Origin of the sequence: Ancylobacter amanitiformis, assembly GCF_030814815.1 — a bacterium.
GTDB classification, from domain to species: domain Bacteria; phylum Pseudomonadota; class Alphaproteobacteria; order Rhizobiales; family Xanthobacteraceae; genus Ancylobacter; species Ancylobacter amanitiformis.
Window position 1 is genome coordinate 54,288 of record NZ_JAUSVR010000005.1, and the last position, 24,035, is coordinate 78,322.

A 24,035-nucleotide genomic window follows, 5' to 3' on the forward strand; every position below is an offset into this window, starting at 1 on the left:
CGTAGATGAACGAAAAGCCAACCGCCATCGAGGAAGCCTGCATGACGCTGGGCCTGCGCATGACCGACCAGCGTCGCGTCATCGCCCGCATCATCGCCGATGCACAGGACCATCCCGACGTGGAGGAGCTGCACCGTCGCGCCGCCGCGATCGACGACCGCATCTCGATCTCCACCGTCTACCGCACGGTCAAGCTGTTCGAGGATGCCGGCATCATCGAGCGGCACGATTTCCGCGACGGGCGCTCGCGCTATGAGCCGGTGCCGGACGAGCACCACGACCATCTGATCGACCTGCGCTCGGGCACGGTCGTCGAGTTCCGATCGGAGGAAATCGAGCGGCTGCAGGAAGAGGTCGCCCGCAAGCTGGGCTACCGGCTGATCGGCCACCGGCTGGAACTCTACGGCGTGCCGCTCGACAAGAAGACGGACTGAGCACGGGCCATGCGGGCGGGAGGGCTGCGGGTCGGGCTGGTGCTGGTGCCGGTAGTTCTCGTCACGCTGATCGGCATCCCCTTGCAATGGCTGGCGGTGCGGTACCGGCTACCGGCGCGCCGGACCCTGCCGCTTCTCTATCATCGCATCGTGCTGGCGCTGGTGGGGGTGCGGGTTCGCGTGGTGGGCGCGCCGGCGGCGGCCCGTCCGTTGCTGCTCGTCTCCAATCACGTGTCCTGGCTGGATATCTGCGTGCTCGGCTCCTGCCTGCCACTGTGCTTCGTCGCCAAGAGCGAGGTGGCGGGCTGGCCCGGCATCGGCCTGCTGGCGAAGCTCCAGCGCACCATCTTCGTCGATCGCGCCTCCCGCACCGCCACCGGCAAGGTGGCCGGCGAGATGGCGGCGCGGATGAATGACGGCGATCCGGTGGTGCTGTTCGCGGAAGGCACGTCCAGCGACGGCAACCGGGTGCTGCAATTCCGCTCGGCGCTGATCGGCGCGGCGCGGGCGAGCCTCGGGGAGGGTGCGGCAGCGGAGAATGCTGCCGGCGCGGCGATCCTCCAGCCGCTCGCCATTGCCTATGTCCGCCAGAACGGCGTGCCGCTCGGCCGCACGGGACGCCCGCGCCTCGCCTGGTATGGCGACATGGACCTCGCGCCCCATCTCCTCGCCGTGCTGCGGCGCGGAGCGGTGGATGTCGAGGTGCATTTCGGTGCCCCGCTCGACGCCGGCGACCGCAAGGCGGCGACGCTCAAGGCGGAGGCAGCGAGCCGCGCCATGCTGGCGCGCGCGCTGACGGGGCGCTGATATTTTCCGGGCAAGACGCGTGCGCGCAGGCGCCTCCGTCTCGTGTCTCCCGCATTCCCTTTTCGCGGGAATCCCGCTACACAGGTCACAAGGTGTCATTTGTGGAGACGTAGGCGATCCCGACCTCGGTGCGAGCGACGATTTTCGGATGCGCCTTGTCGAGGGCGCTCTCGTCGCGCGCCCGAACCTTCAACGCAAGGGACCGCGCCGCCACCGGCGCCGCGCGGGCCGGGTCGATCGATACGCAATGACTGAGCCGCGCAAACTCTACGTCCGCTCCTTCGGCTGCCAGATGAACGTCTATGACGCCCAGCGCATGACGGACACGCTGGCTGGGCACGGTTATGTCGAGACCGACACGGCCGATGACGCCGACCTCGTCATTCTCAACACCTGCCATATCCGCGAGAAGGCGGCCGAGAAGGTCTATTCCGAGCTGGGGCGCCTGCGCAAAAGCCAGGAAGAAGCCGGCCGTCGGCAGATGGTGGCGGTCGCCGGCTGCGTCGCGCAGGCGGAAGGCGCGGAAATCCTCAAGCGCGCCCGCAGCGTCGACCTCGTGGTCGGCCCGCAGAGCTATCACAAGCTGCCCGAGCTGATCGCGCAGGCGGAAGCGCGCGGTTCCAACCGCCGCGCCGGCATCGTCGAGACCGAATTCCCGGTCGAGGACAAGTTCGATTTTCTCCCGCCCCCGAGCCGCGCCGCCATCGCCAAGCGCGGCCCTACCGCCTTTGTCACCGTGCAGGAAGGCTGCGACAAGTTCTGCACCTTCTGCGTCGTGCCCTATACGCGCGGCGCCGAGGTCTCGCGCCCGGTGGCCAGGATCCTCGACGAGGTGATCCGCCTCGCCGATGGCGGGGTGCGCGAGGTGACGCTGATCGGCCAGAACGTCAACGGCTATCACGGCGTTGACGCAGGCGGGCGCGATGTCGGCCTCGCCGAACTGGTGCGTCGCGTCGCGCAGATTCCGGGCATCGCCCGGGTGCGCTACACGACCAGCCACCCGCGCGACATGGATGACGACCTGATCGCTGCCCATCGCGACATGCCCGCGCTGATGCCCTACCTGCATCTGCCGGTGCAGTCGGGCTCCAACCGCATCCTCGCGGCGATGAACCGCCGGCACGACCGCGAACTGTTTTTCGCGATCGTGGAAAAGGTGCGTGCGGCCCGGCCGGACATTGCCTTCTCCTCCGATTTCATCGTCGGCTTTCCCGGCGAGACCGACGAGGATTTCGCCGACACGATGGACCTCGTCGAAAAGGTCGGCTTTGCCGGCGCCTTCTCGTTCAAATATTCCTCGCGCCCCGGCACGCCGGCGGCCAGCATGGACGGGCAGGTTCCCGAGGACGTGAAATCGGCGCGCATCCATGCGCTGCAGGCCCTGCTGGACCGGCAGAAGGCGGCGTTCGACGCCGCCTGCCGCGGCCGCCGCTTCGAGATCCTGCTGGAGAAGCCGGGCCGTTTCCCCGGCCAGCTCATCGGCCGCTCGCCCTATCTGCAGTCGGTGGTGGTCGAGGCGCCGGTCGAGGCGATCGGCACGCTGGCGCTGGTTGACGTGCGCGAGGTCAGCACCAAGAGTCTTTCGGGCGACATCATCGGGGGCGAATTCTTCGCCGGTAATGTCGGCGAAAAGCGTTCGGCGAGGCAGAGCGAGAAGGTGGAGGCGTGAGCGTGCGTCGACCTGGTGGTTCCGATTCCGACCGTGCCTTGGTTGCCACCCGCGCGGGTGGACCGGGAGGTTCGCCGCCGCGAACCGTCAGCCGCCCCGAGGCGCGCTGGCTCGACACCCCGGACGACGCGCCGAGCCAGATCGTGCTCGCCTTCGACGACAACCGCCTCGCCAGCCTGCTGTTCGGCCATTACGGGCAGAACCTCGCGCTGGTCGAGCGGCGGCTTGAGATCGTCGCCGAGCAGCGCGGCAACCATGTCACGCTGGAAGGCCAGCGCGAGGCCTGCGACCAGGCCCGCCATGTGCTGGAAACGCTCTATGCCCGCCTCAAGAAGGGCGGCGAAATCGCACCGGGCGATGTCGAGGGCGTGCTGCGCGAGGCGGCGAGCCAGGGCTTCCTGTTCGATTTCGATCCGGCCGCCAAGAAGCAGAGCTTCGACGAGATCCAGCTGCGCCGCCGCCCGGTGCGCGCCCGCACCGCCGCGCAGGATGCCTATATCCGTGCGCTGAAGCGGCACACGCTGGTATTCGGCGTCGGCCCGGCCGGCACCGGCAAGACCTGGCTGGCCGTGGCCTATGCGGTGCACCTGCTGGAGCGCCGGGTGGTGGACAAGATCATTCTCTCCCGCCCGGCGGTGGAGGCGGGCGAGCGGCTCGGCTTCCTGCCCGGCGACATGAAGGAGAAGGTCGATCCGTATCTGCGGCCGATCTACGACGCCCTGCACGACCTGATGGACCGTGCCTTTGTCGAGCGGGCGATGACGTCGGGCGAAATCGAGATCGCCCCGCTGGCCTTCATGCGCGGGCGCACGCTGGCCAATGCCTGCGTCATCCTCGACGAGGCGCAGAACACCACCTCGATGCAGATGAAGATGTTCCTCACCCGTCTCGGCGAGAATTCCCACATGATCGTCACCGGCGATCCCAGCCAGATCGACCTGCCGCCCGGCCAGACCTCGGGCCTCGCCGAGGCGGTGGCGCTGCTGAGCCATGTCGAGGGCGTCGAGGTCTGTCATTTCGCGGCCGCCGACGTGGTGCGGCACGAACTGGTCGGGCGCATCGTCGCCGCCTATGACGGCAAGGCCGCGAGCGCGCGGGCCCGTGCCGAGGCGCGCGCCAACGAGGTGGCCGGCGCGGCCGAGGCGCCGCCGCGATGAGCGAGGCGCCCGCCATCGGCTTTGCCCTCGAGGTCGACGTCCTCGTCGAGGCCGGCGCCTGGTCGGCCATCCCCGAGGCGGCCGGGCTTGTCGCGCGGGCGGTGATCGCGGCCTGCGAGGGCGCGTCCGCCGATTATGAACTCGACCTCGACGGTGCCGAGATCGCCGTGAAGCTGACCGACGACGCCGCCATCCGCGCGCTCAACCGCGACTGGCGCGGCAAGGACACCGCCACCAACGTGCTGTCCTTTCCCACGCCCGAGGTGGCGCGCGAGGGTGGCGATCCCCATTTCGGCGACATCGCGATCGCCTTCGAGACGCTGGAGCGCGAGGCGGCCGGCGAGGGCAAGCCCCTTGCCGACCATCTCGTCCATCTGGCGGTGCATGGTACGCTGCATCTCGTCGGCTACGACCATGAAACCACCGAGGAGGCGGAGGAGATGGAGGCGATGGAACGCCACGTGCTCGCCAGCCTCGGCATTCCCGACCCCTATGCCGACACTGAACCCGTTCAACAACACCCTTAGAGGCCAATGTCCGACCCCGTCTCCCATTCCTCTTCCGGCTCCAGCGAAGGGCCGGCCGCCGGGCCAAGTAGCTCCGGATCAGGCAACGGTTCGTCCGGTGGCTCGGCGTCAGGCGCCGGGCAGAGTAGAAGCGCCGCCCGCGCCGACGCGCGCGGCGGCCTGTTTGATCGGCTTCGCCATCTCATCGGCGGCTGGCGGTCCACCGGATCGCTGCGCGACGATCTCGCGGAAGCGCTGTCGACCAGCGTGGACACCGGCTCCGACCTGACCGCCACCGAGCGGTCCATGCTCAAGAGCATTCTCGACCTGCGCGAACTGCGCATAGGCGACGTGATGGTACCGCGCGCCGACATCATCGCCGTGCAGAAGGACATCACGCTCGGCGAACTGCTCGCCGTGTTCGCCGATGCCGGGCATTCGCGCCTCGTCGTCTATGACGACACGCTGGACGACCCGGTCGGCATGGTCCACATCCGCGACCTCGTCACCTATCTCACCCAGCGCGCCATGATGCCGCGCCGGGGCGAGGCGCGGAACGACGCTCGCAGCGAGGCGAAGAACGAGCCGAAGAGCGAGACCGGGCGCACCAATGGCGAAGGCGCCAAGGAACGGCCCCACATGCGCGGCTGGGATCTCGCGCACCCGCTGCCGGCCTTCAACCTCAAGGCCATCGACCTCAGCGCGACGCTGAGCGCCGCCAAGCTGATCCGCCGCCTGCTCTTCGTGCCGCCTTCCATGCCGTCCATCGAACTGCTGGCCAGCATGCAGGCGAGCCGCATCCATCTCGCGCTGGTGGTCGACGAATATGGCGGCACCGACGGCATCGTCTCGATGGAGGACCTGGTCGAGGAGATCGTCGGCGATATCGAGGACGAGCACGACGACGACGAGACCCCGCTCATCGCCCGCCAGGCCGATGGCAGCTTCATCGCCGATGCCCGCGCCAGCCTTGAGGACGTCGCCGAAATGATCGATCCGGCCTTCGCGGCAGGCGAGGAGGCGGAGGAAGTCGACACGCTGGGCGGCCTTCTGGTCACCATTGCCGGGCGCGTGCCGGTGCGCGGCGAAATCGTTCCCGGGCCGGGCCAGTTCGAGATCGAGGTGCTCGATGCCGATCCGCGCCGGGTCAAGCGGCTGCGCATTTCCCGCGCCGGCGAAGGCGATGCCCCGGTCCGCCGGGCATCGGCCCCGTCTGAGGAGCGTGACCGGGAAGATTCCGCACGGGTGGAGCGCAGCGGCGCGGCCAGCCTGCCGCCACCGGCCGAACAGGCTAGCGACCGGCGTCCAGAGACCCCCGGCAAGCCGAATGAAGCGGCTTAAGCCACGTCGATGATGCTGACCCCGGTTCTGCTGCGGGGGGCATCCACCCGCTGGCGCGTGCTTGCCGCGCTCACGGCGGGGGGGCTCTCCGCGCTCGCCATGCCGCCATTCGGCCTGTGGCCGGTGCTCGCCGCCACCTTGCCGGTGCTGGTCGGGCTGATCGACGCGGCAAGCGAGGAGCGCAGCCTGCGGCGGCGGCTCGGCGGCGCCTTCGCCAGCGGCTGGCTGTTCGGCATGGGCTATTTCCTCGCCGGCCTGTGGTGGATCGGCGAGGCCTTCCTGGTGCAGGCCGATGCCTTCGCCTGGCTGATGCCCTTCGCCGTTCTGCTGCTGCCGGCAGGCCTGGCGCTCTATATAGGGCTTGGCTGCGCGCTGGCGGTGCTGCTGTGGTCGCGTGGCTGGGGGCGGCTGTTGGCCTTTGCCGGAGCGCTGACGCTGACGGAATGGCTGCGCGGTTTCCTGCTGACCGGCTTTCCCTGGAATAATTTCGGCTACGCGCTGGCCAATGACCTGCGCTTTGCGCAGGCCGCCTCGGTGGTCGGGCTCCTGGGCCTGTGCTGGCTGACGCTGATCACCCTCGCCAGCCCGGCGGCGCTGTTCGACGAGGAGGCGACGCCGCGCGGGCGCCGGTTCCCGCTCGCGCTCGCCGTCCTGCTGCTCGCGCTGGTCTGGGCCGGCGGGCAGTGGCGCCTCGCCTCCACCGAGGTCGGCACCGTGGCCGGCGTGCATCTGCGGATCCTGCAGCCGGATCTGCCGCAGGACCAGAAATTCCGCTATGACGCCCGCCGCAGCGTGATGGACCTTTATGTCGCGACCAGCGAGAGCCAGGGCGGCCTTGCCGGCGTCACCCACCTGATCTGGCCGGAATCGGCCTTTCCCTTCTTCTATGAGCGCGAACCCGAGGCACAGGCCCGCATCGCCGCCATGCTGCCGCCGGGGGCGCTGCTCATCACCGGCGCGGCGCGGCTGGAGCCGGTGCCCGGGCAGCCGCGGCCGAAGGCCTATAACAGCCTCCGGGTGATCGACGCGCGCGGCGAGGTGATCGCCGATGCCGACAAGGTGCATCTCGTTCCGTTCGGCGAATACCTGCCGTTTCAGGAAACGCTGGAGGCGCTCGGCTTCGAGCAGCTGACCCGCCAGCGGGGCGGCTTCACCGCCGCCAGCCATCGCCAGCCGATGGCGATCCCCGGCCTGCCGCTGGCGGTGCCGCTCATCTGTTACGAAGCGATCTTTCCAGAGGAACTGATGCCGGCATCCGCGCCTGGCGCGGCGCGGCCGGGATTCCTGCTCAATGTCTCCAACGATGCCTGGTTCGGGCTGACGCCCGGCCCCTACCAGCACTTCGAACAGGCCCGCCTCAGGGCGGTGGAGCAGGGCCTACCACTTGTACGTGCAACCAATAACGGCATTTCGGCGATCGTCGATCCGCTTGGTCGAATTGTAGGCATGCTACCTCTGGGTGTACGTGGCGTGCTCGACGGTACGCTCCCATTACCGCTGGCGCCGCCAATTTATACAAGCATCGGCAATTTGATACCGCATATCCTTGCGTTGATGAGCCTATTGCTGGCTCTGCTGCTGCATCGGCGGCAGTTGCACCTCTAGATTGATCGACGGTGCCCAACGCTTTGCCTAGACTGATGCTTGTTCGGGCACACCTTCTCCCCGCTGGGCCGGCGGGGACAGGGTTTTTTTTGCTTGCGGTCGGAGACCTCGATGACCAAGAAATCTCCCAACCCCATCGACAAGCATGTCGGGAGCAGGGTGCGGATGCGCCGGATGATGATCGGCATGAGTCAGGAGAAGCTGGGGGAAAATCTGGGCATCACCTTTCAGCAGATCCAGAAATACGAGAAGGGCACGAACCGGATCGGTGCCAGCCGGCTGCAGAACATTTCCAGCGTGCTCGGCGTGCCGGTGGCGTTTTTCTTCGAGGGAATCCCGAACACCACGCCCGGAACCGTGGGATTTGCCGAAGATGCCTCGCCCGCCTATGTCGCCGATTTTCTCGCCACGAACGAAGGCTTGGCCCTGACACGCGCCTTCCTGAAAATACCGGATAGCAAGGTGCGGCGCCGGATTGTCGATCTCGTCGAGGCCCTGGCGGGCGGCGAACCGGTGGCCTGAGACACACCTGCCACAGCGTTCTTTTTTCCGAACGAATTCGCTTGGCAATCTTGACCCGCGTGCCGGCGCTTGCGACACAGGCCAAGCCGGAGCCTGTGCGCGCGCCGGCGAGCATTGAGGAGCTGACGCGTGTCTCGGCAAGCCTACCTGTTCACCAGCGAATCCGTTTCCGAAGGTCATCCCGACAAGGTGTGCGACCGCATTTCGGACGAAGTGGTCGATGCCTTCTTCCGCCTCGGGCCGGAACATGGCTGGGACCCCAGCCACCTGCGTGTGGCGGCCGAGACGCTGGCGACCACCAACCGCGTGGTCATCGCGGGCGAGACGCGCGGTCCGGCCCAGATCACCAAGGATCTGATCACCCATATCGCTCGGCTCGCCATCAAGGATATCGGCTACGAGCAGGAAGGCTTCCACTGGGAGAATGCCGAGGTCGAGGTGCTGTTGCACGCGCAGTCGGCCGACATCGCCCAGGGCGTCGATTCCGCCAGCAACAAGGACGAAGGTGCCGGCGACCAGGGCATCATGTTCGGCTATGCCTGCCGCGAGACCCCGGAACTGATGCCGGCGCCGATCCTGTACGCGCATCAGATCCTGAAGCGCCTCGCCGAGGCCCGTCATTCCGGCGAAAGCACCGTTCTCGGCCCGGATGCCAAGAGCCAGGTCACCGTGCGCTATGAGGACGGCAAGCCGGTCGAGGTCACGCAGATCGTGCTCTCCACCCAGCACCTCGACGCCGACCTCTCCTCGCATGACGTGCAGTCCATCGTGGAGCCCTATATCCGCGAGACACTGCCGCAAGGCTGGATCACCCCCGCCACGATCTGGCACGTCAACCCTACGGGTAAGTTCGTGATCGGCGGCCCGGACGGCGATTGCGGCCTGACCGGGCGCAAGATCATCGTCGACACCTATGGTGGGGCGGCGCCCCATGGCGGCGGCGCCTTCTCCGGCAAGGACCCGACCAAGGTCGACCGCTCGGCCGCCTATGCCGCGCGCTATCTCGCCAAGAACGTGGTGGCGGCCGGCCTCGCCGACCGCGCCACCATCCAGCTCGCCTATGCCATCGGCGTGTCCGACCCGCTGGCCATCTATGTCGACCTGCACGGCACCGGGCAGGTCGAGGAGGCCAAGCTCGAAAAGGTCCTGCGCGAGGTGATGAACCTGCGCCCGCGCGGTATTCGCGAGCATCTCGGCCTCAACAAGCCGATCTATGCGCGCACCTCGGCGTATGGTCATTTCGGCCGCGCCGCGGAGGCCGATGGCGGCTTCTCCTGGGAGCGTACCGACCTCGCCGAGGCCATTCGCGCCGCGGTCGCCTGAGCCGGCGGTTGCACGCGCCTTTCCTGTTTATGATAAGCGGGGCGGACGTCAGTGTCCGCCCCGTTTGCTTTTCTCCCTGTGCCGATGACCGATCCCGCTGCCGACCCCGCAAGTAATGCCTGCGCAAGCGATGCACCTGCCCGTGACGGCCGGGACGGTGACGCGCCCGCGTCCGGCGCCCCCGCCCCCGTGCGCGAGGCCGCCTTCTATGGCCGGCGCAAGGGCAAGAAGCTGCGCGCCGCGCAGGCAACCCATCTCGCCCGCGACCTGCCGGCCCTGGCCATCGACCCCGACGCGTTGGAGGGCCGGCCACTGGCCGAGCTGTTTCCTCATCCGGTACGCGCGGTGCGACTGGAAATCGGCTTCGGCGGCGGCGAGCATTTGCTGTCCGAGGCGCGGCGTCATCCCGATATCGGCTATATCGGCGCGGAAGCCTTCCTCAACGGCATCGCCAAGATGACCGCGGCCATCGCCGAGGCCGGCCTCGCCAATGTGCGCCTCTATGGCGACGACGTCGTGCCGTTGCTCGACCGGCTGCCCGATGGCGCGCTGGAGCGCATCGACCTGCTCTATCCCGATCCCTGGCCCAAGCGCCGGCACTGGAAGCGCCGCTTCGTGCAGGCCGATAATATCGACCGCATCGCCCGCCTGCTGGCGCCGGGCGGGCATTTCCGCTTCGCCACCGACATCGAGCACTATGCCGCCTGGACGCTGGCGCGGCTCAACGCCGATCCGCGCTTCGAATGGACCGCCCGTCGCGCCGATGACTGGCGGCGGCCCTGGGAAGGCTGGCCGGGCACGCGCTACGAGGCGAAAGCGCTGCGCGAGGGGCGCCGACCGGGTTATTACGAGTTCCGGCGCATCTGACTACCGCGTAGAGTGGAACCCGAGTTCCGCGATCGGCGTTGTCGGAACAGCTACCAAAGCACCCGTCAGGAGATGTTCATGGCCGAACCCAACGCGCAGGAAGATTTCGCCCAGCTGTCCGCCGATCTCGCCGTGCTGCGCGCCGACGTCGCCAGGCTCGCCGAAACGCTCACCACATTTGCCAAGGTGCAGGGCGAGGCGGCTGCGGACGCGGTGGCCAGCCGCGTGCGCCAGGGCAAGGAGAAGGCGGAGGCAACCGCCGCCGATCTGATGGAGGAAGGCGCCGACGCCTATCAGGAGGCGAAGGAGCGCGCCAGCCAGTTCGGCGGCGAGGTGACCGCGACGATCGAGCGCAATCCGCTCGGCGCGGTGGCGGCGGCTCTGGGCGTCGGCTTCCTTCTCGGCCTCATCACCCGGGGCCGCTGATGCTGCGCCTCCTCACGGGGCTGGTCGCCGGCGTCGTCGGCGCCGAACTGCGCGTGGCGACCCGCCGCGCGGCGGTCACGATCGTCATCCTGCTCATCGCCGGGCTCATGCTCGGCGGTGCGGTGCTGGCGTTTCTCGTCGCCTGCTTCCTGCTGCTCGCCAGCCATTACGACCCGGTAATCGCGGCGTTCATCATTGCCGGCATCCTGCTGCTGCTGGCGTTGATCCTGTTGATGACGGCGCATCTGCGCTCACGCCGGCGGCATGCGCGGGGCGCCTATTCGAGCCTCGCCGGGCTGACCGCGCCGCCGCCCGCCATGCAGCCGCTGGCCGGGGCGGCACCGCCGCGGCCGACCAATGCCGCAACGGTGATCGCCGTTGCCGCAGGGGCGGCACTTATCGGCCTTATTCTGGGCCGACGCATCTGAAACCGTCGCGGAACGTTCCGCAGCGGCCTGTTTCGGACTCCGGCGATTGTTGCAGGGGGAGCCAAAAAGGACCAATCTGCCGGCGAGCAATGGCTGCGAGTCACGCCGAAGGCATGACGGATGCGCCGCAGGAGGTTCTAACTTGACGTTCCGCCGTTTGTCGCTGCGGCCCGGTGCGGCCATTCTTGCCATCATGACCGCGCTTGGAGCGTCGCCGGTGCTGGCCGATGCCCCGCCGGACAATTTCATCGCCCGCTCCGCGCCGGCCGGCAATTATCTCGCCGCCCGGCTCGCCACCGCCGAGCGTGATACGCCGGCGGCGGCGGCCTATTATCGCGCGCTGGTGCGCAGCTTCCCGCGCAGCGGCGAGATCCTGGAGCGCGCCTTCCTCGCCGTGCTGGCGGAAGGCTCGATCGATGAAGCGGTCGATTACGCCCAGCGCATCGTGCGCATCGATCCCGAGCACACGCTGGCGCGCCTCGTTCTGGGCGTGCGCGCCATCAAGTCGAAGCAATATGTCACCGCCCGCAGCAATCTGCGCCGCTCCGGCCAGGGGGCGATTGCCGAACTCAACTCCACGCTGCTCAGCGCCTGGAGCCAGTATGGTTCCGGCAATCCGCGCGCCGGCGTGGCCGCCATCGACGAGCTGAAGGGCCCGGAATGGTATGCGGGGTTCAAGGACTTCCATGCCGGCCTGCTGCTGGAGGCGGCGGGCGCCAAGAAGGACGCCGGCCAGCGCCTGGAGAGCGCGCTCAAGATCGATCCGCGCACGCTGCGCGTGGTCGATGCCTATGGCCGCTGGGCCTCGCGCTCGGGCAACAAGAAGCTGGCCGTCGACACCTATGAGGCGTTCGACAAGCTGGTGCCGAACGATCCGCTGGTGGATCAGCAGCTGAGCCTGCTGGAAGCCGGCAAGACGCTGCCCGCGCTCATCACCACCCCCTCGGCCGGGGCGGCGGAGGTGCTCTACGGGCTCGGCGCGGCGCTGGCCCGGCAGGGCGGCGAAGACCTCGCGCTCATCTACCTGCAGCTCGGCCACTGGCTGGATCCCTCGCATCCCCTGATCGAGATCACCCTCGCCGACCTGTTCGAGACCCAGAAGCGCAATAACGAGGCCATCACGCTCTACCGCAGCGTGCCGTCCGATTCGCCCTTCAAGGTGAATGCCGACGTGCAGATGGCGCTCAACCTCGACGCCGTCGGCGATTTCGAGGGTGCCCGCAAGACGCTGGAAGCCGTCGTCGCCAAGAACCCGAAGGACCTGCGGGCCCTGATGGCGCTGGGCGACGTGCTGCGCTCGAACGAGAAATATGCCGACGCCGCCGACATCTACACCAAGGCGATCGACCAGCTGCAGACGCCCACCGCCGCCAACTGGATGCTCTATTATTTCCGCGGCACGAGCTATGAGCGCACCAAGCAGTGGGAGAAGTCCGAGGCCGACCTCAAGAAGGCGCTGGAGCTGAAGCCCGACCAGCCGCATGTGCTGAACTATCTCGGCTATAGCTGGATCGACCAGGGCATCCATCTCGACCAGGGCACCGAGATGATCCGCAAGGCGGTGGCGCTGCGGCCCGATGACGGCTTCTTCATCGACAGCCTCGGCTGGGCCTATTACCGCACCGGCCATTATGAAGATGCGGTGCGCGAACTGGAGCGCGCGGTCGAGCTGAAGCCGAACGAAGCGGTCATCAACGACCATCTCGGCGATGCCTACTGGAAGGTCGGGCGCAAGCTCGAGGCGACCTTCAAGTGGAACCACGCCCGCGACCTGAAGCCCGATGCCGACGAATTGCAGGAAATCGAACTGAAGATCGCCGTCGGCCTCGACGAGGCGGAGCGGCGCAAGAACGACAAGCCGGACATCCAGAAGACCGAGGTCGACCCTGCCGCGGCCACCCATCAGGCCGAGGCGCCCAAGGCAGCCGAGCCCCCGGCGCCGGTGGAAACCAAGCCTGACGGCGGCGGCTGATCCGGGCGGGCCGGCAACGGCCCCGAGCGCTCGCGGCAGAACGACATGAAAAAGGGGCGGACCTCATGGGGTCCGCCCCTTTTTCATCCGTCGATTGCCTTGTCCGGCACGGCTGCCTTGTCCGGCACGGCGCCCGGCCGTCAGGCGGCCACTGGGCGCCCGACGAAGAGCAGCGGGCGCGCGCGCAGGGCAAAGGCGCCGTCGCCGATCAGCCACAGGGCGAAGGAGGTGACGATGAGGAAGGCGGGATATTCCCACCCGCCGCCGGCCGCCGAGAATACCCAGCCATTGCCGATATGCGCGGTGGACGCCGCCACCATGACGGGGATGAGCAGCAGCGCGACATGGCGCGCATAGACGCCGAGCAGGATGAGGATGCCGCCCGTCAGTTCCAGCAGGAAGACCGGCCAGGCGAGAGCGGGGGAAAAGCCGAGACTGCCGAGATAGCCGGCAAAACCGGGAATGGTGAAGACCACATATTTCAGCAGGGCATGCGAGACCCACATGCCGCCAAGAGCGACACGCAGGAGGAAAACGCCATAGGGCGCCGAGTTCTTGTCGATCATGGCACAACCTCAGGTGCGAAGGACGGGACGGGTGATCCGTCGGGCCCGTTTGATGCACGGAGGTTTAGATCAGTCAATTACGCAAGGAAATGGCCTTTAGTACCAAGCTCGCATTGCATTCATGCAAAAGCAAAACGCTAGCAGATCCTACTTTCCTCGCCGGCCGCGCGAGGTCAGTGCGGCGGGTCGGACGGGGCTTTCTCGTCGGCCGTTGCCACGTCCTTGCGCTTGGGCGTGGCACGCTCCGCCATGCGGGTGCGGCCGCTGCCACCGCGCTTGAACTCGCACCACATCTTGTCGGCTCCGGCGAGATTGCCGCGGAAGCTCTGCTCGCCGGTCTTGTCGAGGTCGAAACAGGGCTGGAAGGCGAGACCCTTCACCTTGGCGCAGACTTTTTCGCCACGAACGAGAATGGTGCCGGCCGGCAGCGCGACATAGCGCACATTGCCCTTGCCGCGCATCTGGATGGTGCCGGCCACCGAGCCGTCATCCAGGATGCGGCCAGCCCCGGCCGTGCCCTCATAACAGGTGTAGGAAAAAGTCCGGCCATAGACGAAGCGCTCGGCCGACTGGGCGTTCATCGGGTCGGCGGACGCTGGCGCCATCCCCGCCAGGGAGGGGGCGAGGCAGGCGGCAAGCGTGAGAACGGAGGGGATACGCATTCCGGCTTCCATCGTCAGGACGAGCTAGGTTGCGCTGCGAAGGCCCCATCCTGTCAAGGATTAGCGGCCCGCCGCGCGCCCGGCGGCGTGCTTGCGGATCGCCCTGTGACATGGGCGCAACGCCATCGGCACCGCAACACCGCCATGATGAACATACAGGGTTAACAGGCGGCAAACGGCGCCGCCGCTCCCGCCACCCCGCCGGCAATGGGTCAGGCCGGCCGCGCGCGGCGCTCCTCCGGGCGTTCCACCGGGCGTTCCACGATCGGCAGGTTGATCGCCGCCGAGGCGAAGGACAGCGCCACCGCCAGCCACCAGACCAGGTCATAGGAACCGAGCCGCTCATAGAACACGCCGCCCAGCCACACGCCGAGGAAGCCGCCCACCTGGTGCGAGAAGAAGGCGAAGCCGTAGAGCATGGCGAGATAGCGCGTGCCGAACATGAGCATCACCAGCCCCGAGGTCGGCGGCACGGTGGACAGCCACAGCAGCCCCAGCACGACGCCGAAGCCGATCGACGTGACGGGCGAGGCGGGCAGCAGAACGAACACCGCGATGGCGATGCCGCGGGCGAAATAGATCGCCGCCAGCAGATAGCGCTTGGGCATGCGGCTCGACATCCAGCCCGAGCCGAGCGAGCCCACCATGTTGGACAGGCCGATCGCCGCCAGCGTCCAGCCGCCGATGGCGATGGAGAGGCCGCGATCGGCGAGATAGGCCGGCAGGTGGGTCGTCACGAAGGCGAGCTGGAAGCCGCAGGTGAAGAAGCCGAGCACCAGCAGCACATAGCTCGGGTGCCGGAACGCCTCGCCGAGCGCGGCGCCGATCGACTGGCGCGGCCCGGCATCCGCCTTCGCCGCCCCGCGCGGGGTGGCCAGCGCCAGCGAGAAGGGCAGCACCAGCAGCATGGCGAGGCCGAACAGGGTCAGCGTCTCCTGCCAGCCGATGCTGGCATTGAGCCCGGCCGCGAGCGGGGGAAACAGGAACTGGCCGAACGAGCCCGCCGCCGTCGCCGCGCCGAAGGAGAGCGGGCGCCAGCGTTCCGGCAGCATCTTGCCGAAGGCGGCCAGCACGATGTTGAACGAGCAGCCCGACAGGCCGAAGCCGATGAGCCCGCCGGCCGACATGTGCAGCAGTTCCGGAGTCGCGGCATGCGCCATGGCGATGAGGCCCAGCGCATAGAGGGCCGCGCCCACGAACAGCACGCGCACCACGCCGAAACGATCGGCGATGGCGCCGGCAAACGGCGTGCCCAGCCCCCAGATCAGGTTCTGGATGGCGATGGCGAGGCCGAACGTGTCGCGGCCCCAGCCGAATTCGCCGGTCATCGGCAGCAGGAAGATGCCCGAGGAGGCGCGTGGCCCGAAGCTGAGCATGGCGATCATGCAGCCGCACAGCACCACGATGAGCGGCGCGCGCATGGCGAGGCTCGGACGAGCGGCGGGGCTGGACATGGATATCTCCTCCGGCACGCTGGGCGACGGCGGCGCGGGGCCGCGGGCGATTTCGACCACCCGTCACTGTGGAATAAATGGCCATCCTTCGGAAGGAAAACGAATAATTTTCAGGTTGGCGATCAGGAAAAATGATGGACGCAGGTGAGGCGGATCGGCCACAGGCCGTCCGCGAATGAGCGCCATAACGCCACCGTGAAGGCGCTGGCACCAGAAGCGCCATCGCGACACGCTATAGGGGAACATCCCTGTCCCTTCACGCCTCCCGGTCCGCCCGCCATGCTTCTCGACCGCCGCCTGTTCCTGATCGCCTCCCCGCTCGCCCTCGCGGCCTGCACCACCACGCAGGGCCCGCGCGTCAGCCGCGTCCTTCCGCCGTCGATGGATCCACAATTCCTGAAGATGTACGCCGCGATCACCGACGAGCCGTTCCCGGTGCCGGCGGTCGACCTGAGCGAGATCGATCCACGCTTCCTGCGCCAGGAGGTGGCGTATCGCTCGCCGTACCAGCCCGGCACCATCGTGGTCGATCCGAACGAACGCCACGCCTATCTGGTGCTCGGCAATGGCAGGGCGCTGCGCTATGGCGTGGGCGTGGGCCGGCAGGAAGGCTTCAATTTCCGCGGCGAGGGCACGATCGCGCGCAAGGCCACCTGGCCGCGCTGGACGCCGACGCCGACCATGATCGCCCGCGAGCCGGAGCGCTACGGCCCCTATGCCGGTGGCATGCCGGGTGGCGAGACCAACCCGCTCGGCCCGCGCGCGCTCTACCTCTACAAGGACGGGCAGGACACGCTCTATCGCCTCCACGGGACGACCGAGCCCTCAACCATCGGCACCATGGTCTCCTCCGGCTGCATCCGCTTCATCAACCAGGACATCATCGACCTCTATCGGCGCGTGCCGGTGGGCACCAAGGTCGTGGTCCTGCCCGCCACGGGGGCGGCGACGAGTTGAACGCCAACCGCGCAGAGCCGGAGTTCGGCCGCGCGGCTGTTCCGAAACGGGGGCATCCATGGGCCGGGCGGGGAGGCATCGCACCTCTCCCCCCGAGCCGTGCGTTGGACGGGCGCGATGTGTCCGGCCGAGCGAGCGCGGCACCCGACCGGCGAGATCTACGGCGTCGAGACCTTCCGGACGACGATGATCGGGACAAGGGGTTTTTTTTGGGGGCAGTGGCTTTTGGGACGAAAACCTCCGGAACAAGGCCTTGCGAAACAATGGCTTGACGGAGCATGGCCTCTCCGGACGAAGGCCGGCGGGGGGCCGGCGGCACAGCGGCGCCATGCCGTGGCCTGTCGTCATCTGCGGCCGCAACGCGGTCGAAAAGGCGCTTCATCCCCGCGATGTCGCGCGAAACGCGTCGGGTGATTTTCCCACGGGAAGGGCGGTGGCGCCCCCAGCTTCCCACCCGGCGGCGGCTCTCCCCGACACTCACGCGTCAACCGAAACGATCCTCCCGCTGGCATCGCGGGCAAGCCAGGCGGCTGTGGCGCCTCTCCCGCTCATCGACGCGCATCAATCCAGCCGGAGTTCGAACGGCACGTTCTCCATCGCCTCCTCGCCCCGGCCGATGGCGGCGATGGCGGCGCTCATGCGGCCCTGCCGGCCGAGCGCGGCATCGGCGAGCGATACCAGCAGCGCGTTCGGTGTGGCGATGGGCGAGGCGGCGCGCAGGGCGGTGGCGATCTCCGCCTCGTCGCGGGCCGGATTCAGCGCGCAGGCGGCGATATAGGCAGAGGCGGTGGAGCGGCTGATGCCGGCGAAGCAGTGCACCACCAGCGGCGCCGAGCGCGGCCAGCGGCCGGCAAAGGCGAGGATGGCCTCCACATGCTCGATCGCCGGATGGATCAGCCCATCGCGCGGCTCGATGATGTCGTTGAAGCCGACGAACAGATGGTTGTCGCGCGCGATGCTCGCCGGCAGCACGACCGGCGTGCCGCGATTGATCACGCTCAGCACATGCGCGGCGCCGGTGCGGGTCACCGTCTCTTCGAGGCGCGAGAGCGGGCAGATATGGATCATGAGGAACCCCTCCGGACGGCGGATGCGATATCGGGCGCTGATTCGGGTGCCCGCTCGGGCGCGGCCGGCCCGGCGGTGATCTCGCGGAAACGGGCGAGGAAGCGCGTCTTCGCCTCCTCCGCGCTCCACGGGGTGAGATAATCCCGCTCGGCGGCGGCGTCGAGCGGGAAGGGCTGGCCGAAAAAGGCCCGCGCCTCGGCCAGTTCGAAACCGGCCAGACGCGTCGCTTCAAGAAAGGCGCTCGCCCGGTCCGCCGCCTTGACCTGCTTCACCAGCGCGGCCGGCCACAGCGCCGGCAGGCCGAAGCGCAGGCTGATGGCGCCCAGCAGGCGCGCCTCCACCAGCTTGTAGTCGCCACCGAGAACCGCCTTGAACGGGCTGATCATGTCGCCCACCACATATTCCGGCGCGTCGTGCAGCAGCGTGGCGAGCCGTCCGCGCGGATCGAGATCGCGGCCGCGCGCCAGCGCCTGCCGGCAGGCAATGTGCTCCACCAGCACCGAATGCTGGGCGACGGAGAAAATGTGCTCGCCCCGCGTCTGCCCGTTCCAGCGCGCCACCCGGGCGAGGCCATGGGCGATATCCTCGATCTCGACATCGAGCGGGGACGGGTCGATCAGGTCGAGCCGCCGGCCGGACAGCATGCGCTGCCAGACGCGCGCCGGCTTGACACGCGCCGCCTTCACCCATGACGCCGTGCCGTCCCCATTGCCGCCCGCACTCACGCCGGCGCTCCCGGGGATGGGCTCCCGGCATGCGCGCCGTGCCGGTGGCAGGTCACGGCATGGTCGTCCACCATGCCGACCGCCTGCATGAAGGCGTAGACGATGGTGGGGCCGACAAAGTTGAAACCGCGCGTCTTCAGTTCCCTGGACATGGCCACCGCCACCGGCGAGGTGACGATGGGCGGGGCGCCGGGATTGCGGGCATTGTCCAGCACCGGGCCGTTGATGCCCCATAGCAGCTTCGAGAAGCCCGGCCCGCGTTCCATGATGTCCAGCCACACCTGTGCCGAGCGCACGGTGGAGACGATCTTCGAGCGGTTGCGCACGATGCCGGCATCCAGCATCAGCGCTTCCACCTTCTCGGGCGTGTAGCGGGCGATGATTTCCGGCTGGAAGCCGTCAAACGCCGCGCGAAACCCCTCGCGCTTGCGCAGGATGGTGATCCAGGCCAGCCCCGCCTGAAAACCGTCGAGGATCAGCTTCTCGAACAGCGCGCGGTCGTCATATTCCGGCACGCCCCATTCGTCGTCGTGATAGGCGACATAGAGCGGGTCGGTGCCGCACCAGGCGCAACGCGTCACGCCGTCGGGGTGATGGTGCACGTTCACGCCGGATTCTCCCCGCCCGCCGTTCCGGGGACCGCGAAGGACACCCAGCCCGGCTTTTCCGGCACCAGCGCGGCCCCATCCGCTTCGATCACATGGCCGCCGGCGCGGGCATCCTCCAGCCGGTCGAGCCGTATGAGGCCGAGCACCCGCCCTTCGGTGCCCGAGCCGAGCCGGCCGATGGTCTTGCCGCCCGCGAGGATCGGCGTGCCCTCGGCTGGCGGGCGCCCGCACACCGCGAACGGAATGATGCGCGTGCGCGCCGTGCCGCGATGCTGCATACGGCTGACGATCTCCTGGCCGACATAGCAGCCCTTGTCGAAATCGATGCCGCCAAGCTGGTCCATGTCCGCCTCGTGCGGGAAGGCGTCGCCATACAGGAAATCCATGCCGCCCTCCGGCACGCCGAGCGCGATGCGATGCGCCTGCCACTCCTCCTCCGGCACGGCGCCGATCTCGCTGGCCTCGGCGACGGGCAGCAGGAAGCGGCGGCCGAGCGCGGGCAGGCGCGGATCGTCATAGGCGAGCGCATCGACACGCGGGCCGGCGCCGCCCCAGGCGACCGCGACAGCCAGGTCCTCCAGCACGCCGATCTCCACCTTGGCGCGCAGCCGGTAGAGCTGCAGGCGCTTGATCAGGTCGGCCAGCGTGAGGCGCGGCACGTCGAGCCGAAAGCCGCCCTCGGTGGCGAGCACGATCATGTCGGAGACGATCTTGCCCTGCGGGGTGAGCAGGGCCGCGTAGCGCCCCGCCCCGGGCTCGCCCGGCACACGGGCGGTGAGCAGGTTGTCGAGGAAGTGGGCGGCATCGGCGCCCGCAATGCGGGCAACCGCCCGCTCCTTCAGGATCGCGATCGGCATGAGGCAGTTCCGTAGGCAGTTCCGTCGACGGGGTTGCCGCATCCCCTTGCGTCAGATCCGGGCGCGCGGGAACGGGACATTGTGGGTGACAGGTAAGCCCTGCCGCGCGGATGGGCAAGCGGAAATGAACAAACAGGGAACATAGAGAATATCGTGCGTCGGGGCAATGCATCGTGCCGATCCGGATTGCCGCGCGCGGCCGTCGCACCATTTTAGCAGGCGGGCGCTACGCTGCGTCCGGCCTGACCGGTCCGGCTTCACCGGTCCCAACCTTCACCGGTCCCAACCATCACCGGTCCCAAGACGTCATCAACCGAGGAGATTCCCATGTCCGGCACCGTCCTCTTCACCGGCACCGCCACCGCCATCGGCGGCCGCAACGGTCATTCCCAGACCAGCGACGGCTCGGTTTCGGTCGATCTCGCCATGCCGCATAATGGCGTGCTGGATCCCGGCAAGACCACGCCCGAGCATCTGTTCGCCACCGGCTACGCCGCCTGCTTCGGCTCGGCGGTCGAGGCGGTCGGACGGATGAAGAAGCTCGATGTCACCGGCGCCGCCGTCACCGTGGCGGTCTCGCTGGTGAAGGGCGATGACGGCTTCAGCCTCGCCGCCAAGCTCTCGCTCAAGGCCCCGGCGCTCTCGCCCGCAGAGGTGCAGGAAGTGCTCGATGCCGCGCACCAGATGTGCCCCTATTCCAAGGCGACGCGCGGCAATATCCCGGTCGAACTCAGCGTGGGGTGAGCCTTCCCGCCAATGGCGACGTCATCCCGGACGGCCAACAGGGCCGAACCGGGATCGTTCTCCGGCGTACGGAACGCGGCACGCGATCCCGGCTCTCCGCTGCGCTGTGGCCGGGATGACGTATTCAGCCCTCAATGCGCCTCGTCCCAGTTGTCGGCGGCGCGGGCGTCGACCTTGAGCGGCACCTTGAGCGACAGCGCGGGCAGCGGGGCCAGTTCCATCACCTCGCGCACGACCGGCACGGTGGCGCCGATCTCGTCGTCGGGCACCTCGAAAATCAGTTCGTCGTGCACCTGCAGCAGCATGCGCGCGGCGAGCCCCGCCCGGGCCAGCGCCGCGTCCATGCGCGCCATGGCGCGGCGGATGATGTCGGCGGCCGAGCCCTGCAGCCGTGCGTTGATCGCCGCCCGCTCGTTGAAGGCGCGGATGGACGGGTTCTTGGCGGATATGTCGGGGTAATGGCAGCGCCGGCCGAACAGCGTCTCGACATAGCCATGCTCGCGGGCGAAGGCACGGGTCTCGTCCATATAGGCGCGGATGCCGGGGAAGCGCTCGAAATAGCGCTTGATATAGGCGCCCGCCTCCTCGCGCGGGATGGCCAGCTGGTTGGCGAGGCCGAAGGCCGAGATGCCATAGATGATGCCGAAATTGATCGCCTTGGCGCGCCGGCGCACCTCGCCCGGCATGCCCTCGATCGGCACGCCGAACATTTCCGAGGCGGTCATGGCGTGAATGTCCAGCCCGTCCTGGAACGCCTGGCGCAGCGAGGGCGTATCGGCGATCTCGGCCAGCAGGCGCAGCTCGATCTGTGAATAATCGGCCGAGATCAGCTTGTGGCCGGGGGCGGCGATGAACGCCTTGCGGATCTTGCGGCCTTCCTCGGTGCGCACCGGAATGTTCTGCAGGTTCGGCTCGGAGGAGGAGAGCCGGCCCGTCGTGGTCGCCGCCAGCGCGAACGAGGTATGCACCCGGCCGGTCTCGGGGTTCACGTAAGACGGCAGCGCGTCGGTATAGGTCGATTTCAGCTTCTGCAGCTGGCGCCAGTCGAGGATGCGACGCGGCAGCGCGTGGCCCGCTTCCGCCAGTTCCTCCAGCACGTCGGCGCCGGTGGACCAGGCACCCGTGGGCGTCTTGCGCCCGCCGGGAATCTGCATCTTGCCGAACAGGATATCGCCGAGCTGCTTGGGCGAGCCGGGATTGAAGCTCTCCCCCGCCATCTCGGAAATCTCGGCCTCCAGCCGGCCCATGCCCTGCGCGAATTCGCCGGACAGGCGCGAGAGCAATTGCCGGTCGATCATGATGCCGCGCGCCTCCATGCGGGCGAGCACGGTGACCAGCGGGCGCTCCAGCGTCTCATAGACATTCGCCTTGCCCTCCGCCGCGAGGCGGGGCTTGAGCACCCGCCAGAGCCGCAGCGTCACGTCGGCATCCTCGGCGGCGTACTCGGTCGCCCGGTCGATCGGCGCACGGTCGAAGCGGATCTGCCCCTTCCCCTTGCCGCACACCTCCTCGTACTTGATCGGCGTATGGCCGAGCCAGCGGATCGACAGCGGGTCCATGCCATGGGGCGAGGCGCCGGCGTCGAGCACGTAGGAGAGCAGCATCGTGTCGTCATACGGGGCGACCTCGATGCCCTGGCGCTGGAGGATCAGCCAGTCATATTTGAGGTTCTGGCCGATCTTGAGCACGCCCGGATGCTCCAGCAGCGGCTTGAGCGCGGCGATCGCTTCCATGGGCGGGATCTGGCCGGGCAGCAACCCCTCGCTGAACAGCCCCTCGTCGCCGCCCTTGTGGACGAGCGGCACATAGCAGGCCTCGTTCGGCGCGGTGGCGAGCGAGAAGCCGACAAGGTCGGCCTGCATCGGGTCGAGCCCGGTGGTCTCGGTATCCACCGCCACCACGCCGATCTCGATGGCGCGGGCGATCCATTCGTTCAGCCGCGCCAGCGTCGTCACGGTCTCGTAGCGGGACCGGTCGACCGGCGTGGCGGCGCCCTGCGCCACGCGCGCGGCCGACAGTGCTTGAGGCGTCAGCGCCGGCCCGGCACCGGCGGTCGCCCTGCCCTCGTCGGCGGGCGTGGAAGCGGAAGCGTGGGTCTCGGGGTCGATGCCGGCGGCGACCAGCACCGTCTCCGCCCCGCCCGCCTTCAGCCCCGGATCGGGCTCGATGGCGGCCGGGTCGATGCCATAGGCCTCGGCGACGCGACGGGTGAGCGTGCTGAACTCCATCGCCTTGAGAAAAGCGATGAGCTTGCCGCCCGCGGGCTCGATCACCGCGATATCGTCCAGCGGCACGTCCAGCACCACGTCGCGCTTGAGCGTCACCAGTTCGCGCGAGAGGCGGGCCTGGTCGGCGAATTCGATCAGGTTCTCGCGCCGCTTGGTCTGCTTGATCTCGGAAGCGCGGGCCAGCAGCGTGTCGAGATCGCCATATTCGGCGAGCAGCTGCGCCGCGGTCTTGATGCCGATGCCCGGCACGCCCGGCACGTTGTCCACGGAATCGCCGGCCAGCGACTGCACGTCCACCACTTTCTCGGGCGCGACGCCGAATTTCTCGAACACTTCCTCGGTGCCGATCGCCTTGTCCTTCATCGGGTCGTACATGCGCACCCGCGCATCGACCAGCTGCATCAGGTCCTTGTCGGAGGAGATGATGGTGACGAGCGCGCCCTTGGCCTTGGCCAGCTCGGCATAGGTCGCCATCAGGTCGTCGGCCTCGAAACCGGACTGTTCGACACAAGCGAGGTCGAACGCGCGGGTGGCTTCGCGGATGAGCGGGAATTGCGGACGCAGATCCTCCGGCAGGTCCGGGCGCTGCGCCTTGTAGAGCGGGTAGATGTCCTTGCGGAAGGTCTGCTCGGACTTGTCGAACACGACGGCCAGATGCGTCGGCGCCGGGGAGAAGCCGCCCCCGTTCTGTCCGGCCCGCACCAGCTTCCACAGCATGTTGCAGAAGCCCGCCACCGCGCCGACGGGCAGCTTGTCCGACGAGCGGGTGAGCGGGGGCAGCGCGTGATAGGCGCGGAAGATATAGGCGGAGCCGTCGATCAGGACGACATGGTCGCCGGCTTCCAGAGGATCGTGCTCGGGCATTTCGGGCTCCGGTGGGAGCGGGACGGGCCCGCCCCAATTCTCGATTGCCTGAGCTGCGCTCAAGCGGCCGCACGATGCCCGAAGCGGGGCGGGCGGGGCAAGGGGCGATGCCCTCTTGTTCGACGTCATCCCGGACGGCCGCAGGCCGATCCGGGATCGTAAGCAGAATGGAGAGCGATCCCGGCTCTCGCTGCGCTCGACCGGGATGACGGCCTCGGCAATAGATGACGCCGCGCCGTCGCGGC

Annotated in this window: 23 protein-coding genes; 15 read left to right on the forward strand and 8 right to left on the reverse strand. The window is 68.3% G+C overall.

Going from position 1 to position 24,035, the window contains the following annotated elements; translation table 11 throughout:
• Positions 1-5: 5 nt before the first annotated feature.
• The 13 genes from QOZ99_RS09500 (at position 6) to QOZ99_RS09560 (ending at position 13,057) form a co-directional block, all read left to right on the forward strand.
• On the forward strand, positions 6-434 hold the full coding sequence (locus QOZ99_RS09500) for a Fur family transcriptional regulator (RefSeq protein ID WP_306889735.1): 429 nt from the start codon (positions 6-8) through the stop codon (positions 432-434).
• Between the two features lie 9 nt (positions 435-443).
• A complete protein-coding gene (gene olsA / locus QOZ99_RS09505) occupies positions 444-1,241 on the forward strand; it encodes a lyso-ornithine lipid O-acyltransferase (protein ID WP_306889736.1) in 798 nt (265 codons plus the stop codon).
• Positions 1,242-1,488: 247 nt separating this feature from the next.
• The gene (miaB, locus tag QOZ99_RS09510) at positions 1,489-2,910 is read left to right on the forward strand and encodes a tRNA (N6-isopentenyl adenosine(37)-C2)-methylthiotransferase MiaB (protein WP_306889737.1); all 1,422 of its coding nucleotides are present in this window, start codon (positions 1,489-1,491) and stop codon (positions 2,908-2,910) included.
• Between the two features lie 38 nt (positions 2,911-2,948).
• The gene (locus QOZ99_RS09515) at positions 2,949-4,067 is read left to right on the forward strand and encodes a PhoH family protein (RefSeq protein WP_370876830.1); all 1,119 of its coding nucleotides are present in this window, start codon (positions 2,949-2,951) and stop codon (positions 4,065-4,067) included.
• On the forward strand, positions 4,064-4,594 hold the full coding sequence (gene ybeY / locus QOZ99_RS09520; RefSeq protein ID WP_306889738.1) for an rRNA maturation RNase YbeY: 531 nt from the start codon (positions 4,064-4,066) through the stop codon (positions 4,592-4,594). Before QOZ99_RS09515 ends, ybeY begins: the two co-directional genes overlap by 4 nt.
• A 6-nt stretch (positions 4,595-4,600) precedes the next feature.
• A complete protein-coding gene (locus tag QOZ99_RS09525; RefSeq protein WP_306889739.1) occupies positions 4,601-5,914 on the forward strand; it encodes a transporter associated domain-containing protein in 1,314 nt (437 codons plus the stop codon).
• Between the two features lie 12 nt (positions 5,915-5,926).
• Positions 5,927-7,519 (forward strand): apolipoprotein N-acyltransferase, encoded by a 1,593-nt coding sequence (lnt, locus tag QOZ99_RS09530; RefSeq protein WP_370876831.1) that lies wholly within the window; start codon positions 5,927-5,929, stop codon positions 7,517-7,519.
• A 111-nt stretch (positions 7,520-7,630) separates the two neighbouring features.
• Positions 7,631-8,041 carry a helix-turn-helix domain-containing protein gene (locus QOZ99_RS09535; RefSeq protein WP_306889741.1) on the forward strand — a complete coding sequence of 137 codons (411 nt, stop codon included), beginning with the start codon at positions 7,631-7,633 and terminating at the stop codon, positions 8,039-8,041.
• A 129-nt stretch (positions 8,042-8,170) separates the two neighbouring features.
• A complete protein-coding gene (gene metK, locus QOZ99_RS09540) occupies positions 8,171-9,364 on the forward strand; it encodes a methionine adenosyltransferase (RefSeq protein WP_306889742.1) in 1,194 nt (397 codons plus the stop codon).
• Between the two features lie 189 nt (positions 9,365-9,553).
• Positions 9,554-10,231, forward strand: coding sequence for a tRNA (guanosine(46)-N7)-methyltransferase TrmB (gene trmB / locus QOZ99_RS09545; RefSeq protein ID WP_306889743.1), 678 nt, complete (start codon positions 9,554-9,556; stop codon positions 10,229-10,231).
• A 78-nt stretch (positions 10,232-10,309) separates the two neighbouring features.
• A complete protein-coding gene (locus QOZ99_RS09550) occupies positions 10,310-10,657 on the forward strand; it encodes an ElaB/YgaM/YqjD family protein (RefSeq protein WP_306889744.1) in 348 nt (115 codons plus the stop codon).
• Positions 10,657-11,085: a phage holin family protein gene (locus QOZ99_RS09555; protein ID WP_306889745.1), complete on the forward strand. Its 429-nt coding sequence runs from the start codon at positions 10,657-10,659 to the stop codon at positions 11,083-11,085. Before QOZ99_RS09550 ends, QOZ99_RS09555 begins: the two co-directional genes overlap by 1 nt.
• 193 nt (positions 11,086-11,278) lie before the next feature.
• Positions 11,279-13,057 carry a tetratricopeptide repeat protein gene (locus tag QOZ99_RS09560; protein ID WP_370876832.1) on the forward strand — a complete coding sequence of 593 codons (1,779 nt, stop codon included), beginning with the start codon at positions 11,279-11,281 and terminating at the stop codon, positions 13,055-13,057.
• A 140-nt stretch (positions 13,058-13,197) separates the two neighbouring features.
• Here QOZ99_RS09560 and QOZ99_RS09565 read toward each other — a convergent pair whose 3' ends face one another.
• The 3 genes from QOZ99_RS09565 to QOZ99_RS09575 all read right to left on the reverse strand — a co-directional run bounded on the left by QOZ99_RS09565 (position 13,198) and on the right by QOZ99_RS09575 (position 15,739).
• Positions 13,198-13,623, reverse strand: coding sequence for a DoxX family protein (locus tag QOZ99_RS09565; protein ID WP_306889747.1), 426 nt, complete (start codon positions 13,621-13,623; stop codon positions 13,198-13,200).
• Between the two features lie 173 nt (positions 13,624-13,796).
• Entirely contained in the window at positions 13,797-14,285 is a 489-nt protein-coding gene (locus QOZ99_RS09570; RefSeq protein ID WP_306889748.1) for a hypothetical protein, read from the reverse strand.
• A gap of 212 nt (positions 14,286-14,497) precedes the next feature.
• Complete coding sequence (locus QOZ99_RS09575) at positions 14,498-15,739, reverse strand: MFS transporter (protein WP_306889749.1); 1,242 nt, start codon at positions 15,737-15,739, stop codon at positions 14,498-14,500.
• Positions 15,740-16,018: 279 nt separating this feature from the next.
• Here QOZ99_RS09575 and QOZ99_RS09580 point away from each other — a divergent pair, with 279 nt between their 5' ends.
• On the forward strand, positions 16,019-16,696 hold the full coding sequence (locus QOZ99_RS09580; RefSeq protein ID WP_306889751.1) for a L,D-transpeptidase: 678 nt from the start codon (positions 16,019-16,021) through the stop codon (positions 16,694-16,696).
• Positions 16,697-17,257: 561 nt separating this feature from the next.
• Here QOZ99_RS09580 and QOZ99_RS09585 read toward each other — a convergent pair.
• The 4 genes from QOZ99_RS09585 to ygfZ form a co-directional block, all read right to left on the reverse strand.
• The gene (locus tag QOZ99_RS09585; protein WP_306889752.1) at positions 17,258-17,764 is read right to left on the reverse strand and encodes a tyrosine phosphatase family protein; all 507 of its coding nucleotides are present in this window, start codon (positions 17,762-17,764) and stop codon (positions 17,258-17,260) included.
• Positions 17,761-18,408 (reverse strand): HD domain-containing protein, encoded by a 648-nt coding sequence (locus tag QOZ99_RS09590; protein WP_306889932.1) that lies wholly within the window; start codon positions 18,406-18,408, stop codon positions 17,761-17,763. Before QOZ99_RS09590 ends, QOZ99_RS09585 begins: the two co-directional genes overlap by 4 nt.
• 77 nt (positions 18,409-18,485) lie before the next feature.
• Positions 18,486-19,097 (reverse strand): DNA-3-methyladenine glycosylase I, encoded by a 612-nt coding sequence (locus QOZ99_RS09595; protein WP_306889753.1) that lies wholly within the window; start codon positions 19,095-19,097, stop codon positions 18,486-18,488.
• The gene (gene ygfZ / locus QOZ99_RS09600) at positions 19,094-19,954 is read right to left on the reverse strand and encodes a CAF17-like 4Fe-4S cluster assembly/insertion protein YgfZ (protein ID WP_306889754.1); all 861 of its coding nucleotides are present in this window, start codon (positions 19,952-19,954) and stop codon (positions 19,094-19,096) included. Before ygfZ ends, QOZ99_RS09595 begins: the two co-directional genes overlap by 4 nt.
• A 327-nt stretch (positions 19,955-20,281) precedes the next feature.
• On the opposite strand from ygfZ, the gene QOZ99_RS09605 reads away from it, so the two are divergent.
• Entirely contained in the window at positions 20,282-20,698 is a 417-nt protein-coding gene (locus QOZ99_RS09605; protein WP_183188880.1) for an Ohr family peroxiredoxin, read from the forward strand.
• A 131-nt stretch (positions 20,699-20,829) separates the two neighbouring features.
• Here QOZ99_RS09605 and polA read toward each other — a convergent pair whose 3' ends face one another.
• The gene (polA, locus tag QOZ99_RS09610; RefSeq protein WP_306889755.1) at positions 20,830-23,790 is read right to left on the reverse strand and encodes a DNA polymerase I; all 2,961 of its coding nucleotides are present in this window, start codon (positions 23,788-23,790) and stop codon (positions 20,830-20,832) included.
• Positions 23,791-24,035 lie beyond the last annotated feature (245 nt).